13 protein-coding genes are annotated in these 17,454 nt (G+C 52.2%); 4 read left to right on the top strand and 9 right to left on the bottom strand.

What is annotated here, in order from left to right; all coding sequences use genetic code 11:
• Positions 1–38: 38 nt before the first annotated feature.
• Positions 39–182, top strand: a complete 144-nt coding sequence (locus RHM61_RS10190; RefSeq protein ID WP_322250995.1) for a hypothetical protein — start codon at positions 39–41, stop codon at positions 180–182.
• Positions 183–377: 195 nt separating this feature from the next.
• On the opposite strand, the gene RHM61_RS10185 is transcribed toward RHM61_RS10190, so the two are convergent.
• The 7 genes from RHM61_RS10185 to RHM61_RS10155 all read right to left on the bottom strand — a co-directional run bounded on the left by RHM61_RS10185 (position 378) and on the right by RHM61_RS10155 (position 8,740).
• Positions 378–1,094, bottom strand: a complete 717-nt coding sequence (locus RHM61_RS10185; RefSeq protein WP_322250994.1) for an OmpW/AlkL family protein — start codon at positions 1,092–1,094, stop codon at positions 378–380.
• 255 nt (positions 1,095–1,349) lie between these two features.
• Positions 1,350–2,321, bottom strand: a complete 972-nt coding sequence (locus tag RHM61_RS10180) for a BMP family ABC transporter substrate-binding protein (protein ID WP_322250993.1) — start codon at positions 2,319–2,321, stop codon at positions 1,350–1,352.
• A 262-nt stretch (positions 2,322–2,583) separates the two neighbouring features.
• Entirely contained in the window at positions 2,584–2,730 is a 147-nt protein-coding gene (locus tag RHM61_RS10175) for an RRXRR domain-containing protein (protein WP_322251088.1), read from the bottom strand.
• Between the two features lie 627 nt (positions 2,731–3,357).
• Positions 3,358–4,149, bottom strand: coding sequence for an outer membrane protein OmpK (locus tag RHM61_RS10170; RefSeq protein ID WP_322250992.1), 792 nt, complete (start codon positions 4,147–4,149; stop codon positions 3,358–3,360).
• Positions 4,150–4,168: 19 nt separating this feature from the next.
• The gene (locus RHM61_RS10165) at positions 4,169–7,027 is read right to left on the bottom strand and encodes a TonB-dependent receptor (RefSeq protein ID WP_322250991.1); all 2,859 of its coding nucleotides are present in this window, start codon (positions 7,025–7,027) and stop codon (positions 4,169–4,171) included.
• A gap of 668 nt (positions 7,028–7,695) precedes the next feature.
• Entirely contained in the window at positions 7,696–8,358 is a 663-nt protein-coding gene (locus tag RHM61_RS10160) for a response regulator transcription factor (RefSeq protein WP_322250990.1), read from the bottom strand.
• 103 nt (positions 8,359–8,461) lie between these two features.
• Positions 8,462–8,740 (bottom strand): hypothetical protein, encoded by a 279-nt coding sequence (locus tag RHM61_RS10155; RefSeq protein WP_322250989.1) that lies wholly within the window; start codon positions 8,738–8,740, stop codon positions 8,462–8,464.
• Positions 8,741–9,110: 370 nt separating this feature from the next.
• Here RHM61_RS10155 and RHM61_RS10150 point away from each other — a divergent pair, with 370 nt between their 5' ends.
• Positions 9,111–12,401: a hybrid sensor histidine kinase/response regulator gene (locus tag RHM61_RS10150; protein ID WP_322250988.1), complete on the top strand. Its 3,291-nt coding sequence runs from the start codon at positions 9,111–9,113 to the stop codon at positions 12,399–12,401.
• On the opposite strand, the gene RHM61_RS10145 is transcribed toward RHM61_RS10150, so the two are convergent.
• Together RHM61_RS10145 and RHM61_RS10140 are read right to left on the bottom strand one after the other, a co-directional pair.
• A complete protein-coding gene (locus RHM61_RS10145; RefSeq protein ID WP_322250987.1) occupies positions 12,387–14,246 on the bottom strand; it encodes an ABC transporter substrate-binding protein in 1,860 nt (619 codons plus the stop codon). The two genes, RHM61_RS10150 and RHM61_RS10145, sit on opposite strands and share 15 nt — an antisense overlap.
• Entirely contained in the window at positions 14,243–15,547 is a 1,305-nt protein-coding gene (locus RHM61_RS10140; protein ID WP_322250986.1) for an MFS transporter, read from the bottom strand. Before RHM61_RS10140 ends, RHM61_RS10145 begins: the two co-directional genes overlap by 4 nt.
• A gap of 179 nt (positions 15,548–15,726) precedes the next feature.
• Here RHM61_RS10140 and RHM61_RS10135 point away from each other — a divergent pair, with 179 nt between their 5' ends.
• Together RHM61_RS10135 and RHM61_RS10130 are read left to right on the top strand one after the other, a co-directional pair.
• A complete protein-coding gene (locus RHM61_RS10135; RefSeq protein WP_322250985.1) occupies positions 15,727–16,668 on the top strand; it encodes an N-acetylglucosamine kinase in 942 nt (313 codons plus the stop codon).
• Entirely contained in the window at positions 16,665–17,450 is a 786-nt protein-coding gene (locus RHM61_RS10130) for an N-acetylmuramoyl-L-alanine amidase (protein ID WP_322250984.1), read from the top strand. The genes RHM61_RS10135 and RHM61_RS10130 overlap by 4 nt, the downstream gene beginning before the upstream one ends.
• The last annotated feature ends 4 nt before the right edge of the window (positions 17,451–17,454 follow it).

The following is a 17,454-nucleotide window of genomic DNA, read 5'->3' as shown; positions in this document are numbered from 1 at the left end:
CGCAGCGAGCGCCGGTTTCTGGTGATGCGCACCGAGAAATGACGCTGCTCCAGCACTACCGCAGGGCAGCGCATTCAGCCTTGCAAATTTTTCTGCAAGGCCATATACAAGATGCCGTACTCACTGCGCAATGGAATGAGTACAGTTCAGACAGTTTGGCGGCACCGGAAGCGCTGCGGTGAGGGATGACGCGCAGGCCTATGCCAAACTCGAGGCCACTATAGCACATCTAAGCTGGTGCGGGAAAATGCAGAAATTGGGAGAAAATGGGCGTCACGCAGGAAAAGCCAGCATACTCAGCGCATTGCAGCAAGTGCATCCGGGTCTATCGAAAAAAAGCGGGCCTGAGCCCGCTGTTGACCAAAGAAGATACCGACTTAAAATTTATACCCAACCGATACCAGCGCCACGAGAGGATTGAGCGTGAGGCTAGTGTTGGCTTTGGTTTGTACATTCGATGGCGTCATCCCGGTAATGTCAGCCTTGGTTTTGAGTGGGACATAGGACAAAGAAAATAGTAGCGACCAATTTTTATCAAGCTGGTAGGTAGCACCAATATTAGCCACCGGTGCCCATGAAGAACTGAGATCAGCCGTGGCCGTGCCACCAGACGCCGCTTGAAAACTGTTTGATAATTCGATGTTTGAGTAGCGAACGTAAGTTACGCCGGCACCGACAAAGGGACGAAAAGCACTGGTCGCGCTGCCGAAATACCACTTACCAAGCAAAGCGGGACTCCATTGTTTTGCCGTGCCCAACACCCCTAAACCGGCCAAAGATCCGGCCCCAGTCAGCGTGAACTTCGGCGGCAGACCGGCATCGAGTGTCATAGCCATATTATCACTGACAAAATGGGTCAAACTGAATGCCAAGGTATTGGCATTGCCAACACTGGCACTGGAATTCGGAATGGTTCCGGCCATCGATGATGGCGCGGTGCGCTTCAATGGTTCACTGGAATCGTTGGGTTGAATATAAAACCAACCGACATTGAAAACCGTGTCGCCAGCTGATTGGGCTACTGCACTGCTTGCCATGAATGAAGAGCCAGCAATGAAGGCGAGAGGGGGAAGGATACGGGAAAGTGTTTTCATGTCTCGATTAATATAAATTATTGAATGTTTAAAAAAATGCTCAACAAGGACTAGCCGGCGCTGAAGAAAATAAAACTTATTGCCACTTATTTGACAAGCAATACAGGACAGGCGATGTCAGTTCCAATATACAAACTCGAACGCGGCAATGAAATGGGACGAGTACTAAAATCGATTAAAATGCGTGCGAACTCGTATGGAAATGGCAAATTTACATACAAATACTGCCTGCATCAACAGAGAAAAAAATGGCGCTCAGAGCGGGCAACGCTGCTCGCTGCGATAGTCAGCTACCAGCAATTTCCCGGCAATAATCTCTTGCCGTGCTTGATTGACGCGTTGCTCCACCTGGCTTGAAATCAGCGCACGATTATCTTTATCTAAGGCCCAATCCACACCGCGTTCTTTGAGACCAAGGTTTTGCACACCAGCGCGCCAAGTGCCATTTTTTACCTGCATGAAATTGTCGTAAACGGCGACATCAATGTTTTTCACCATCGAGGTCAACATCGTGCCCGGATATAAATGATTTTGATTAGAATCGACGCCGATCGCATAGCGATTTTTCTCCTTGGCCGCCTGCAAAATTCCGGCACCACTACCACCGGCCGCCGCGAATACCACATCGGCACCGCGCACAAACTGTGAACGTGCAATATCACTGCCTTTGGCTGGATCATTCCAGGCAGAGATCGTGGTACCGATCATGTTTTGTGTGATCGTGATTTTCTGGTCGACTGCTTTGGCACCTTGTACATAGCCACAAGCAAAGGCACGGATGAGTGGGATATCCATGCCGCCGATAAAGCCGAGGTGTTTGTTTTTCGAAACCAAGGCGGCTGCCATGCCGACCAGATAGGCACCCTCTTGTTCTTTGAAAATGATGGAGTTGATGTTGTCGCCGTTGGCAACGGCATCAATCAAGAGAAATTTTACGTTTGGAAATTCTTTGGCGACGGCCTGTACCGCTTGTGCCTGTGAAAAACCGATCGCGGCAATCAGATCGGTTTTACGTCGCGCCAAATTGCGCAGTACTTGTTCGGTCTGCGCTTCCTGACTGATCTGCACTTCGAGATAGTTGATGCCCGTGTCTTTTTTAAAGCGCTCGGCACCGGTCGCGGCCGATTGATTGAAGGATTGATCAAATTTCCCGCCACCGTCATACACCAGCGCGAGCTTGAGATCGGCTGCTTGCGCGGCAGTAATTTGCCATACAAGATAGAACATCACGCTGCTGGATGCACATTTTCTTCGCTGCTTCATCAGATTTACGCGTGAAACCTCAGCCTTCAGGCCGAGGAGGCAGAGCGCGGAACGCGCAGCGTTCCTTGCTTTGGTGGCGTGCCTGTCACGTCCATGTTTGCCACCAGTGAATAACTATACCCATCTGCACGCTGAATGATCTTGCAGTGCTTATGCGATATGCCTTGTACGACAGATTCTTGCGTTTGTATGTTGAAACTGCCACTTGCGCGAACTGCTACGCGGCCTATGTACTGGCCGGTTTTCTTCCCTGTCGGAAGGCACTGTCGGTAACAGTACGGTCAAGCAAGCGTATAGCAAACGGGAACAGGCGATGCACGCGTGCCCGGCCTGCTGCGAGCAGCTTGCGCGCCCGTTTTTCGCTGCATGGCATCAGCGGTTCTTGTGTTCTGCTTAGTACAAATACAGCCATTTTTGTATCTCCAATATGAAATAGCAGATGTAATCTGCACTTCCCTATGCGCTTACGCGCCTGGTGACGGGCATCTGACGGTGCCGCTCCCCTCGACAATGTCACAACGCAGCTTCGGTTCGGAATGCTCACCCGCACTCTCCGATGACCCTTGCAGCAGAACGTTTCGTGCTTACCCTATGCTTGTCTGCTTCTGCTGCTTGCAGAGCTTGGAACTGAGGAAGCATTCCAAGCTGCGTCTTGTACTTCGTTGCAACGTAGCGCGATGCGTTGCGCTCAGTCTGGTCAACCGAGCTTTTTCAAGCTCCGGCCTTGAGAGGCTGTCGCAAAAGCGTAGTGAGTCGGTATCATTACCCTGACTGGTGGCCACGTCATTCCTGCGCGCTTTTGGCAGGAACCCAGCGGCGTTCGTGCTTAACTGAAAATGCCAGAAATTGTGGCATTTTCAGTGTAAAAAACGACGCTGGGTTCCCGCCAAAAGCATGCGGGAATGACGAGGTATGCGGTGTTTCAGGTGTAAAAAACGTCCATCAGGCTTTTGCGACAGCCTCTTGAGGCCGGGGTAATTGACGACCATAATTTTTTTCCTTATTTGAAATGGTATTTCACTGTGATAATCCAGCCATCTTCGATTCCGGCCACACCGAGCTTGTGGTTCGCGTAGCGATAACTGAGCCCGGTGCTGATATCAGCTGCGATTTTCCACCACAAGGAGACGGCACCATTTTGGCCGCTGCGATGGCCGGTGACGATGCGATCCGGTTCAGCCATCGTCAAGAATTGACTGCGTCTGGAAAACTCGGTTTCGTGCCACTGCGTCACAGAGAGTGCCTGTCCGGCCAAGCTGAAGTCATAGCCGGCTACGTAACCGGCCATACCACCATTGAATTGCGCACCAATACCCGATTTGAATTCTTGATGCACGCCAAGAAATGGCTTGATCCACAGCTTGCCTTCCGACAATTCAGTCGACAAGCCGAACACGCGATTCTGGTCGAAAAAATCTTTATCGCGCAGATCATAGATCTGAGCATAGGCGAACAGAGGAACACCGGCGATCTTGCTTAATTGATGACGGCCGACCAGCTTGAGCACGAAACGACGATTGCCACGTGGATCGCGCTCGTAGTCATTGGCATGATGTGGGTTTTCGATATCGGCAAAGCCATATAAATCGCCCCACTCACCGAGCTTTCCAGCTTCGATTTCGAGATAGGTGAAATGTGCTTTTTGGCCGATAGGCCCGACGTTGCTGCGCGCAATCGTAGAGCCGCTCCAGTTGAGTCGATTCAGACTGGCAGTGAGAAAACCACTGGTCTGCGCGTATGTCAGACTACAGGCCGCGCTCAGTATGGCAGTCGAAAGCAAGCGTTTTATCACGTGTGGCTCCGTAAGAAAATCAAAAGCTATAGGACGCGGCGAGATGGAAATACCGGCCAATCGCACCGGCTTGATGTAATGAGGGGTTATACGCGGTGCTGCTCCCGCTCACGGTGCCGATAGCTGCATAGGTTTGCAAATCGAGCGGTGGCGACTGGTTGAATAAGTTGGTGATGGCAGCGCGCACACTCCAGTGTTTGTCGATTTGGTAGCTGGCTGAGAGATTAGTAGACAGAAAGCTTTCGACCTTGCAATACTGCTGCGGATAAGTCGCACCAAAAAAATAGTTGTTCGAGTTTTGCAGCGAATTTTCGCAGGTATCGTTTTTACCCTGACCGGCGGAAGGATCGAGGACGTTAAAGCCGCCTATCCAGTTAAAACTGGTGCTCAGATTGAACGGGCCGCGATCATACGCCAGCGTAACTTGTACGCGATCACGTGGATTGCCGGTGTCACCGGAGTAAATAGTCGGTCCGTGGGTGCCAGCGAGTTCATAAGAGACACCGTCTATGCGCATGCGATAGCTGAGTGTATGGGTCCATTGCAGCTCGGCCGTAAGCGCAGCAGCGTCACTGAGACGATGACGGAAGCGGCTGCCAAATTCGAAGCCGGAAGTGCTGATCGCATTGGCATTCACATAGGCCGAGGTGGCGTAGAGGATAGGGCCGACGGCCGGCGTGCCCATATAACTGCCACCTTGCCCATCAGCGATCAAGGTCGGCTGCGCGGGGCCGCGCACATACTCGGGGCGGTAGCCGGACAAGCCGGATTCGCTGGCGATCAAATCTTTGATTTCGATACGGTAGTAATCAAGAGTGGTGCTCCAGCCTTGCACCGGTTCGAGTATCAAGCCGAGCGTGAGTGCCTTCGACTTTTCCGGTTGTATGTTCGATGTCGTCACCTGTAGGTAGGGTGGTTGGAAATTACAGGCGTTGATGACATTGCCCGCAGTGGCGGTATTGCCATCGCTACACGTAAGCGGGTCGTTGATGGCATTAAACTGAAAGCGTGAGCCGGCGCTTTGATTTTCCGTCGGTGCCGGCGCACGAAAGCCGTGCGAATAAGTACCACGCAGACTAAGCGCATTGGTCGGGGTGTATTTGAAACCGAGTTTCGGGGTGGTGGAATAGCCGTAGGTATCGTAATGATCAAACCGTAAGGCGGCCTCGAGTTCGAGCTTGTTACGCACTGGTGCATACAGCTCGGCATAGACGGCGGCATTTTTCTGGCGGCCGAACGCATAGACGGCGGAACCACTATCAAGCTGGCCTAGCGCGAATTGTTGCGGTGCCGGTGAGGCGAGATTGCGGTACTGATAGCTGCCACCGACCAAGAGCACCAAGGGCCCGCCGGCCAGTTCATATAATGGCCGCTGCCCACGCGCTTCGATAAAGTGCAATTCACTGGTCTTACTGATGCCTACCGGCGGTGCCAAGGCGGCCATCATGGCAGGAGAATTATTGCCCGTGATTTGGAACGGCTGGGGGTCGTGCAAGAGGCCGAGCAAGCGAGTGCGGCTGATGTAATTGTGCATGTCTTGGCGCATGTCAACGCGTGTCAAACCGAGCGCGGCGCTGACATCCCAAGCACCGAGACTGCCGTTGATTTCACCGACCACACGCAGCGTCTTGCTGTCGTTATCTATCGTCAGCGGACCAAGATCAGGCAGATAGCCATACACATAGGCAGGGCCTGAAAAGGGGTTACCAGGATAGCCGGCTGGCACGGCGAAATCGGAGACCGCCCCGACCTGATATGGCGTGATCCCAGGCCCCAATGCAACATTGCCGGGGTAAGACGGATGCGGGAAAGTAGGAACGCTACCAACCACGACACGGGTGCGACTTTGGAACAGCGATGCCTTGAGATTCCATTCCCAGTCATCGCGCAATTTGCCGCTCACACTGGCGAGCAGGTTGAGGTGCTCGCTTGGTGCTTGCAATTGGTACCAAGGATCGGTGTAAGTACACTGGCCGGCCTTGAGTGCCGCCAAGCCGACGCAGCGCCCCGGATAAAAAGAGTAGTTAGCCGGATTATCGATATCGGCCGCGCCATTAGCCCCGACCACCCCGTGCGGATTAAACAAATACGGTGTTTGAATGTTGGGCTGAGGAATGAGACTATTGACCGCGCCGGGCGTCAGATGCATGCCGCCCTGACCACGCCAGTCGCTGCGGCTCCAGTCTTGGCCGCTGCGTTGGCTTAATGCGATCGAGCCCTGAGAGCGGTATTCGATGCCGCCGTAAGCATTGTACCCATCGCTGGCGAGGTTGCCGAAGCCATGGATCAACGAAGCGCGCTGTGTCGTACCACCACCCTGCTCGCTCGTGCCGACTTCGGCCGTGATGCGGGAACCGAGGTAGCTTTTCTTTAAGATGACATTGACCACGCCGGCAATCGCATCGGAACCATAAATTGCCGAGGCACCGTCTTTGACGATGTCGATTCTTTCGACCGCTTCAAAGGGAATGCTGGTGATATCGACGAATGGACGTTGGCCATCGTCGGCCAAGGGATAGGCGGCGAGCCGATGACCATCGATGAGTATTAAGGTCGCGCCGACGTTGAGACCACGCAAAGAAATACCACTCGCGCCTGACGCGAATGCACGTCCGAAACCTTGACTGAGTGTGCCTTGGCCATTCGCGGTAATATTGCGTAGTACTTCAGACACCGTGGTGTAGCCCGATTTCTTCAAGTCGTCGGCGCTGATACTTTGTATTGGGCTCGAGCCTTCTTTCTCAGCGCGCCGTATGTGCGAACCGCTGATGATCACTTGCTGTTGTGCAGCTTCTGCAGCGATGTCTTGCTGAGCCACAGCAGGCGGTACGATGATCGTGGGAAAAGCGAGCGCGACGGCCGTTTTTTTTAATTCCATGAACAAATCTCCTTTGGAAGTACAACAAACCAACAGAAAAATGCTTACATCAGACAACTAAATGGATCGTCGCAAGCGACGATGAAAAAAACTCTGGAAGGGGTTTGCATCCCCTCCCATCGGGTCGCTCCTTCGTCGCTCACCGGCCAAAAGAGGCTGTCGCAAAAGCCTGATGGACGTTTTTTACACCTGAAACACCGCATACCTCGTCATTCCTGCATGCCACAGCCTCGTCATTCCCGCATGCTTTTGGCGGGAACCCAGCGTCGTTTTTTACACTGAAAATGCCACAATTTCTGGCATTTTCAGTTAACCACGAACGCCGCTGGGTTCCTGCCAAAAGCGCGCAGGAATGACGTGGCCACCAGTCAGGGTAATGATACCGACTCACTACCCTTTTGCGACAGCCTCTGAAGGCCGGGGTTTCAAACCCTAGTCAGATTTTTGATGGCTCAAGTGATGACGACTGAATGCCTGAACAAACTTTGGCATAGGAAGGAAGGAATATCTATCAGACAAGCCCGAAATAATGAGGGGAATGAGTCAGACAAATACTAAAATTGAAATTATCTAACAGGCGGTGGCGTTGAAAGTAGGCTTGCGAAGTCGCGCAGCATGGCCGCTGCGCCAACATGTCTTGTCATGCCGCTAGCGCTGCGAAGATATGATTATTGTGAAGAAGAAATTAAACCCATTTCCATCGCATATTTGAACAGATCGGCTTCGCGTTCTATACCCAGCTTTTTCATCGCACTCGATTTCTGCGAACTGATGGTCTGCTTGCTTCTACTCAACACCTCGGCGATTTCCGTCACACTTAAACCGGATGTGTAATAGCGCAGAATTTCGAGCTCGCGTTTGGTCAGCTCGCTTTTGCTGACGTTGCCACGCGTATTATTTTCCAATTCCTGCGCCATCGCCGCAATGGTTGGTGAGAAGTAACTGCCGCCGGCGGAGGCGACATGGATGGCGGGGATGAGATGCGTGGAATCATCCGATTTACTCAGAATACAACGGATGCCGGAGCGGATCAACGGGCGCAGCACGATGGGACTGTCGAGCATCGTCATGATGACAATTTTGAGCGCCGGATAACGGCGCTGAATAAATTCAAACAAGGCCATGCCATCGCCGTATTCGCCGCCAGGCATGGAATAATCAGTGACTAGAATATCGCAATTTTCTGTTTCCAATACCGCGATCAATTCGCTGGAATTTCTGACTGTAGCAACGACTTCTATGGTGGCCATTGCTTGTAGTGCTTGCCTGTTCCCGATCAGTATGGCCGGATGATCATCGGCAATGACGATACGAAGTGAAAACGTCGACATGTTTACCTTAAAGTGATTGAATAAAATGCTTATTGCGTGACACCATTATTAATTTAGCGTCGAGGCAGTGCTGCTGATCGCGGCTGGGCGCGCGAGCCTTTTCTTAAAGCAAGTTATTGATGGTTTCATCATTTCCACGTTTCCAAACCAAACGCATCGATTGTTTGCGCATGGCTGAAGCGAACATAAAATCATTGACGCTGACGACAAATTTTTTTGCATCATCTTCATCGAGTGACGCGTAGCTAGCAAGCAACTCTCCGATTTTTGCTGAGTGATTGAGCCCAGTAATGAAGTCTTTTGCATCGCCATATGATAAGTCAGCAAATTCGCGTAACAAACGATTTACTTTATCATCAGATCTGAGCTGCATGTGTTGCATCGGATTCCTGTCCATTAAATTCTGTAAAAATACTGCCAGCCTCAAGTGCGAGCGCGCGTCCCTATGTCGACTCTGCCATTGAGTAAGTACTATAAGCGTTCAACTGAAACAAATTAATAGTACAAATACTAAAATCAATATAATTTAATAGGACTGGATCGCATTTTTTTATTTACTTATTTTTTTTAAAAAAATTTCTGTGCACCGTTTGGAATCAGGCTATGTGTTAGCCCCGTTTTATTCAATGTATACTTGAATAAACGCCAAACATTAATTGATTCAATCCGATTAATGAAATGAAATTACTGAAATGCAATTACGTGATGTCGAAGCAGTTCGGCCTTATATCAGCAACAATCAGCGATCTACTATGAGTGAATTGAAACTAAGCAACGACATTCAAAATCTCAGCGTCTATCAACGCCGTTTTTTATTCGGCGGCAGTACGCTACTGACCATCGCCATTCTGGTAGCCTATGTGCTGGCCATCACCTCGAGCATACAAAATTATATTGCCGAAGGCGAAAGTGTTTACCTGACGCACAGAACACTGTTATTACTGGAAGTGTCGAAAGCAGAAAACGCCTTGCATAGCGATGTATTGGCAGCAGAAACGCCATGGGAGGATTGGCAAGAATCAGTCTATCATTTGAACGAAAAGCTGGTGCAGCACGGTGGCATGCTGCGCATTGGTGGCATGGGTAAAATCAATCCGCAACTATTGCTTGCCGACACCAATCACGCGAATGCGGCGCAACACTATGCAGCCATGTGCGCAGTGAGTGAAATTCTCAGTTACGAAAATTCCGCCAATTCAAGTGCCGATCCACGTCGCGTATCAGGGTATTTTTTCAATTTGGACCGTAGCTTTTTGTCGATTTTCCCACCGCCACCGACGAGCGCATCCGCCATTGCTCAGACACCAATACAGCTGCGTCGCTTGATTGCCGATATCACGCCGACCATCGACGAACTCGAGCTTCCCACTGTTGCTGCGGAATTAAAACAATCACGCCGCATCATTTGGCAAGCGCTGGCACGCGATCCCTTTTCCGGCATAGATAGTTTCAAACTGGTACAAGCGGCATTCAAAGACCGCTCGCCATTCGCGGTCATCGTCAGGAATTTTCCTGGAAGTATTATTTTCAAGCAACTGCATCAAACGCCTTATGATGGCAATTTCATGCTCATCGGTCCGCAACGCGAGTTGCTGTTCAGCACTTGGTTCAAGCAAGCCTCCGACCCAGGCCTGACTGAGCGCGTGCTGCAGTCAGACAGTTGGTTACAGAATCTCGATTCCTCTGCATTTTTTTACCATGATGGTATGTTCACCATCAGTGAGCCGCTGGGCGGGACTGGTTGGATTTTTGCGTATGCTTATTCGTGGCGCACCATACTTGAAGCAAAGCTATTCAGTATGCTGGCCTATACCAGCGGTGCCGCGGCGCTGATCGCCTTGCTCTGGTGTTTGGTGTTTATATTCGACCGACGGATTTTTATTCCTATCTTGCAACGTTCGGAACGCGTGTTTGAAAGTGAAGCACTGAACCGTAGCATTATCGCGCGGGCACCATTTGGTATCAGTCTGTTGTCCCTGCACGATGGCAGCGTCTTACTCAACAATGACACGATGGCGGCGTATGAAAATACCGAGCAACCGCTGTCGCAAAAAATGCTGGCCTTGTATGCGCAACAAACGGATAACCCGAGAGCACCGGTTGATGCGTATGATATGAGCTTGACCATGAGCGACGGCGATGAGCGGCATTTATTGGTCAATTTAGTCAATAGCCGCTTCCAAGCACAGGAAGTGTTATTGTGCCATTACGTCGATATTACGATTCGCAAACGCTTGGAACAAAAATTACAGGAAGCCAAGATGGCGGCCGATGCGGCCAACCATGCCAAATCGGTTTTTTTGGCGACCATGAGTCATGAAATTCGCACGCCACTCAATAGCATACTCGGCAACTTGGAACTTTTATCTCATTCCAGTTTGAATCAATTACAACAGGATAGGGTCGAACGGGTGGTCGCCTCGTCGCGTAGTTTGCTGGCAATTCTCAACGATATTCTGGATTTTTCCAAAGTTGAATCAGGGCAAATGTTTTTGGAAAATATTCACTTCAATGCCATCAGTTTGGTCGAGCAAGCGCTGGCAGATTTTGTGTACTTGGCCCAGGAAAAAAACTTGTCTTTATTTTTCACCGTCACACCGACTACTCCCCCATGCTATGCCGGCGACCCGACCCGGCTGCGACAAATTCTGCTCAATCTTTTGAGTAACGCCATCAAATTCACCGACCATGGTGCCATCAGCGTCACACTCAGTTATCGTGAACCACACTTAGTATTGCAAGTCAGCGATACCGGTCTCGGTATCAACCCAGCGCGGCAACAGCAATTATTTGCACCATTCATCCAAGCTGACAGCTCAACGACCCGGCTTTACGGCGGTACTGGTTTGGGGCTGGCTTTGTGCAAGCGTGTGATCGACTTAATGGGTGGCAACATTGTGCTCGACAGTGAAGAGGGGCGCGGCAGCAGCTTTACGGTCAGTATGCCACTGCTCGTGGCAGCCCACTGGCCGGCGCTGCCGCTCGGCTTACCCGCTCGGCTGCAGCTATGGTGCCCGCAGCGCACTTGGCAAGCCGCTTTACTCCCGCATTTCACGGCTTGGAATATCCATGTCACGCTGCTGTCTCATCCCGATCAAGTACAGGAAAAAAATGCTTTACTGGTGCGCGTAGGAACCGATTCCCGCGCAGCGGAAGCACGCATGCCATCACTGCACTCGTCCACTGGCTGGTTACTGGAATTGACAGAAAATGGCCCGCGCACGGCAATTCATGGGACCCGCCACACCTTGCTGTCATGCTACGCATTGCTAGCCTTACAGGCTAGCCTCATTGATATTGCCAGCGCCATGCACAACAAGCAGTCGTCGGCGCTACTGGCGGCGCTGCCTAACGCGGCCAAGCCGGTTTGGGATGGCGTGCGGGTGCTGGTGGTAGAGGACCATCCGGTGAATCTGATGCTGATTGAAGAACAACTGACCGTGCTCGGCTACCATATCACGGCGAGCGATTCGGCCGTCAATGCCTTGATTCTTTTCAATCAAAACAACTACGATGTCGTACTGACCGACCTCGGCATGCCCGGCATGAATGGCTATACCTTTGCGGAGATCTTACGTAAGCAAGGCGCGACCTTGCCCATCATCGCCATCACCGCCGAAGCCTCGGTGGAAGAGCACCAACGCTGCAAACAAGCCGGGATTGATGAAATCTTGTTGAAGCCTGTGAGTTTGGAGCAACTTGAGCGCGTCGTCACGGCGGCACTCAGCGCGCGTGCGCGCGGCGATTTCAAACTGGCGTATACGCCGGCAGCGCAGAGTTTGAGCGTAGAATTGCGCCAGGCCTTGTACCAAACCACACAATCTTCGCTGACGACGATCCGGGCTGCCGTCGCGACGCGTGAAGCGAGCAGCATCAAGGCGGAATTGCACTCCTTGCGCGGCGCCTTTGCCATGCTGAGGCAGACGCAGGTAGTGGCGGCGTGCCATGACTTCGATCTCTGCGTGCAGCGTGGTTTCAGAGGCAGCGAGGCGGCGCTGGCCGCATTAGAACGCTGCCTCGACGAGGCCTTAGCGCGTTGTTGAGGCAGTTGGCGGTGGTACGGTGACAGGGTCGAGCTCGAGATAGCGCCAGGCGGTAAAGTTGACCGGGTGGCGCAGGTAATTTTTTAACCATGGCTGTGTCAAATCGGCCGACAAGGGATGCAGGCGCAGCACCCAAGGATTGTAGCCGTGCACCAGTAACGCCATCTGCCGATACAGTTCACGGCGTTCTGGCGTGTCACTCATTTTAGCCGCTTGTTCATAGCGCTGATTAAACGCCGGTAAATTGAAGTGCGCATAATTGGCCCGCCCGATATTTCCACCATATAAAAGTTGATAGAAATTTTCTCCGTCCGGGAAGTCGGCAATCCAATTCGCTTCGGTCATTTGCACTTTACCCAAGCGTGCCGCGCGCAGAATTTCGGACATTTTGTCAGATTTGAAGCGTACCCGCAGGCCGAGTGCCGAGAAATTTTTGCGCCAGACTTCGTCACGCAGGCGACCGGTGGTACTGGCTTGCGTATGCATGAGCAATTCCAAGGGGCGGCCATCGGGCAGACGGCGATAATGATCGGCTGCGCGCGTGTAACCGAAGTGGTCAAGCAAGGCATTGGCCAACACCAGATCATGCCGCAGCGGACTGCGAAAGCCGGCATCATAGCCGAGCACGTTCGGTGGCAGCGGCGATTGCGCGGCAAGCGCTAAGCCTTTCTCTGACAATTCGATATCTTGTTGACTGTCATAGCTGAGCGCGATCGCACGGCGCAGGGCAATTTTTTCCGCTGTGTATCCGCCGATCACAGGGTCTTCCATGTTCATCCACATGTAATAGGTCTGCAAGGTGGGAAACAAGGCCAGCCGTATACCTTGCTGCTGCACTCGAGGTAATAATTTTCCTTGTTTCATGACCATGTCGGACAGCAAAGGCGGCACTTGTTCGAGGTAGTCAAATTGCCCTTCGAGGAAGCTGAGTACGCGCGTTTGTGGTTCTTCAACAATGGAAATGCGAATTTGTTGAATACGCGGCAAGGTTTTACCTGCCAGATCGGTGGCGATGGCTTGCTTGAGCGTATCGCCAGGGGCTGCCGTTTCAGCAAACACCACGCGGCGATAATCAGGATTGGCCTGTAATACCAAACGATAACTGCGCTGCCATTCACTGAGACGATACGGACCGGTACCGACTGGATGATTGCCGACATCGCTGCCATATTGCTCCACCACTTCACGTGCCAAGGCGGACACGGCATTGGTTGCCAAGATATATAAAAAATTGCTGTCTGGCGCATTCAAACGCAGTTGCAAGGTATACCGGTCAAGCACTTGAATACCGGCGATGTCGGGCGCATTAGCAAATTTTTTGCCGTTCACAAATTGCTTGGCGCGCCATTTCTCGTCGCCAACCAGTTTTCCTTCAAACATGAATAGCCACGGCGATTTCAAGCTTGGGTCATACAGTCGTCGTAGGCTGTAAGCATAATCGGCGGCGGTCAATTCGCGCGGACGGCCTTGAAATACCGGGTCGGGCGTAAAATGTATACCTGAGCGGAAACGCAATATATAGGTTTTGCCATCAGCGCTGATTTCCGGCATCGCTTGCGCGGTATTGGCTTGGAGTTTGAGCGGGCGCGCCAAGTATTCGTAGCTGAGCGGCGCTTCGAAAATATTTTCATTCAAGCTCACGGTCGTCACATCGGTCGCAACGGCCGGATCCAGCACGCCCTCGGGAGTGGTTAATAAGACACGCAGAATTTTTTCCGCTGCGCTGGCGTGAGCGACTGTTAGCAGTAAACAAAAAATGATGCCTGCCAGGCCGAGCAACTTGCGGCCAGAGCGCAAAGGCTTGCCAAGCTCACGCTGGCCATGCTGGGGGTGAGTGTGATTCATGGGGCTTTCTTACCGAAGGCGGGGGCGACGCGTATCAGCGCCGTCACGATGAAGGTGGGCACTGCCGCCAAACAAATCCAGACGAAAAAATGGGCATAGCCTAGCGCCTCTTGCAAATAGCCACTGTACATACCGGGCAACATCATGCTCATGGCCATGAAGCCGGTGCAAATCGCATAATGGGCGGTTTTATGTTCACCGTCAGAAACCATGATCATGTACAAAATATAGGCGGCAAAACCAAAGCCGTAGCCGAACTGCTCAATAGCAACTGCACTGCCGATCAGCAATAGCTTATCGGGCTGCGCCAACGCCAGATACACATAGGCCAGGTGGGGCAGATTGATGGCCAATGCCATCGGCCACAGGCAGGCTTTCAAACCGTAGGCGGCAATCGCCAAGCCACCCAGCAAGCCACCGAGGCTCAGCGCCAGCATACCTATGCTGCCGTAGATAATGCCGACGGCTTGGGTGGATAAACCGAGACCGCCAACGGCACGGCTATCGAGTAAAAAAGGAGCGGCCATTTTCAGTAACTGGGCTTCACCGAAACGATAGAACAGTAAGAAGGCCAGCATGCTCCATACTTGTTTTTTTTCCATAAATTTCCGGAATACCAGCAAAAACTCTGCCAGCATGTGGGGGCCGGCCAGAGCTGGCCGATCACTCTGAGGTCGCGGCAATGCATGGCGATGCCACACAGCCAAGCCGATGAATAGTGCCGCGAGCACGATGAACACCAAACTCCAAGCCAAAGTCACGCTGCCACTGTGCTCGGCGACCGTGCCAGCCAGATAGACTAAAGCGCCCTGCCCGGTGAGCATGGAGATGCGGTAAAACATGCTGCGTACCCCGACATAGCGCGCCTGTTCATGCGGCTCCAGCGCCAGCATGTAAAAACCATCGACACTGATGTCGTGGGTCGCGGCACTGAAGGCCAGCAACCAAAACAGCGCCAGGCTGGCTTGAAAATACCAGGCCAGCGGCATCGTCAAGGCGACCAGTGCAAACACGGCACCGATCAGCAACTCCATGCTGCAGATCCAGTGTCGTTTGGTACTGAGCAGTTCCACCAGCGGCGACCACAAGGGTTTGATCACAAACGGCAAATACAGCCAGCTCGTGTAGAGGGCGATGGCGGTATTGTCGACACCAAGGTTCTTATACAGAATCACCGACAGCGTCATGACGACGATGTAGGGCATACCTTGGGCAAAGTAGAGCGAGGCGATCCAAGTCCATGCCGAAGTGCTGTGCGCCGCTTCGGCTGGTACTACATCCAAGTGCAGTTGTTTACCCATGACAGGGGCCTGTCAGTGGGCTATATTGTTGATAATAGTCAATTTTTTTCATTGCTTTACGCGGAATGTACCAAGGCAGAAGGCCTTTCCCTACGACCACGCTGTATCATAATCGAAGCGCATTATCATGCGATGCAAGTATATTTGGCAATGCCTGTTTTTTTCCAAGAAAATTTTTTATGAATACACCTCCCTCCTCGCCTGTCAGCGTGCCTGTACTGGCCTTGGGCATAGATACTGGCGGCACGCAGACGCGCTGGGCCCTGGCCAATGACGCTGAAGAAATTATCGCCAGCGGCACCGCGGCTGGCCTCAGTGCCTTGCAATTAAGCAATCACGATGGCAAGCAAGCGTTTCATCAAGTTTTATCGTGCTTGGCCGATACCGCACGTAGCCATGGAATCTTGCAAACGGTCCGCGCCGGCATTACCGGTTTGGGAGATGATATTCACAGCCAGCAATTGCATGACATGCTGGCCAAGACCTTGGGCTTACCGAAGAGCTCTATCCGTCTGAGCAATGATATCGAAATTGCTTATCTTGATAGTTTCAAAGCCGGTGCCGGTTACCTGATCTACGCCGGTACCGGTTCGATCGCCGCCTTCATCGATGAAGCCGGTGAATTTCATCGTGCCGGTGGCCGCGGCTATCTGCTCGACGATGGTGGCAGCGGTTTCTGGATCGCACGCGAAGCGATGCGGCATATTTGGCGACTGGAAGATGAAGCACCAGAGCAATGGCGGCATTCGCCATTGGCGCAAGCGCTGTTCCATTTGATCGGCAGCAGCGATTGGAATGCCTCGCGCGACTTCATTTACCATCGTGGCCGCGGCGAAATCGGCACCTTGGCACTGGCGGTGGCCGCCGCAGCGCACACGGATCCGGTCGCGCTCGATATTTTGCAGCGTGCCGGTGTCGAGTTGGCGCGTTTGGGCATGGCTTTATGCCGCCGCTTCGGCAAACGACCAATGGTATTGAGTGGCAGAGTGCAAGAATTGCATCCGATTATTGTAGAATCGATGCGCGCGCATTTGGCTGATGATATCAGTCTGCGGCAAAGTATTTGTCAGGCGCACTTTTCTGCGGCACGCTTGGCCGCCCAACATTTGAAAGCCTTATGAAAAAAATTCTTTTACTCACTTTGCTGGCCACCCTGCTCAGCGCCTGCAGTACCATCATTCGTCCCGATGCCAGCATTGCTGCGCGCGGGCAAGAAGACCGCGTACAATTTCTGATTCTGCATTACACTGCACTCGATCAAGCCGCCTCGCTGCGGGTATTAAGCCAACAAGAAGTCAGCGCCCACTATCTGGTTGGCAATGAAAATCCACTCAAAGTCTGGCAACTGGTCGATGAAAATCGCATGGCCTATCATGCCGGTCTGAGCGAATGGAAAGGCTACAGCCGTCTCAACGCCAGTTCCATCGGCATAGAAATCGTCAACCTTGGTTATCAGGATACCCCAACTGGTCGGGTTTACTATCCGTTTCCGCAAGCGCAGATCGATCAAGTGATTGCCTTGGTCAAAAGCATCTCGACTCGCTATAAAATTCGTCCCCAATACATACTCGGTCATTCCGATATCGCGCCACAGCGCAAGTCTGATCCGGGACCACTGTTTCCTTGGAAGCAACTTGCCGACGCCGGTCTGATTCCTTGGCCATATCCGGACGAGGTAGCGATTCGGCAGGTTGCTTTCGAACAAGAACTACCGACGACGCTGTGGTTTCAGCAAAAACTGGCTAAAATCGGTTATACCATCAAGCAAGATGGGGTATTGGATGAGGCGACGAGAAATGTTTTGATCGCGTTCCAGAGCAAATACCGTCCGGCAAACTTTGATGGTATTGCTGATGCGCAAACTGCGGCGATGATCGAAGTGTTGCTGAGTAAGTTACCCTAAGCCG

This window comes from Undibacterium sp. CCC3.4 (assembly GCF_034347425.1).
Taxonomy (GTDB): Bacteria; Pseudomonadota; Gammaproteobacteria; order Burkholderiales; family Burkholderiaceae_D; genus Undibacterium.
Note: the sequence above shows the minus strand (reverse complement) of the source record. Positions and strands in the feature narration are given on the sequence as shown.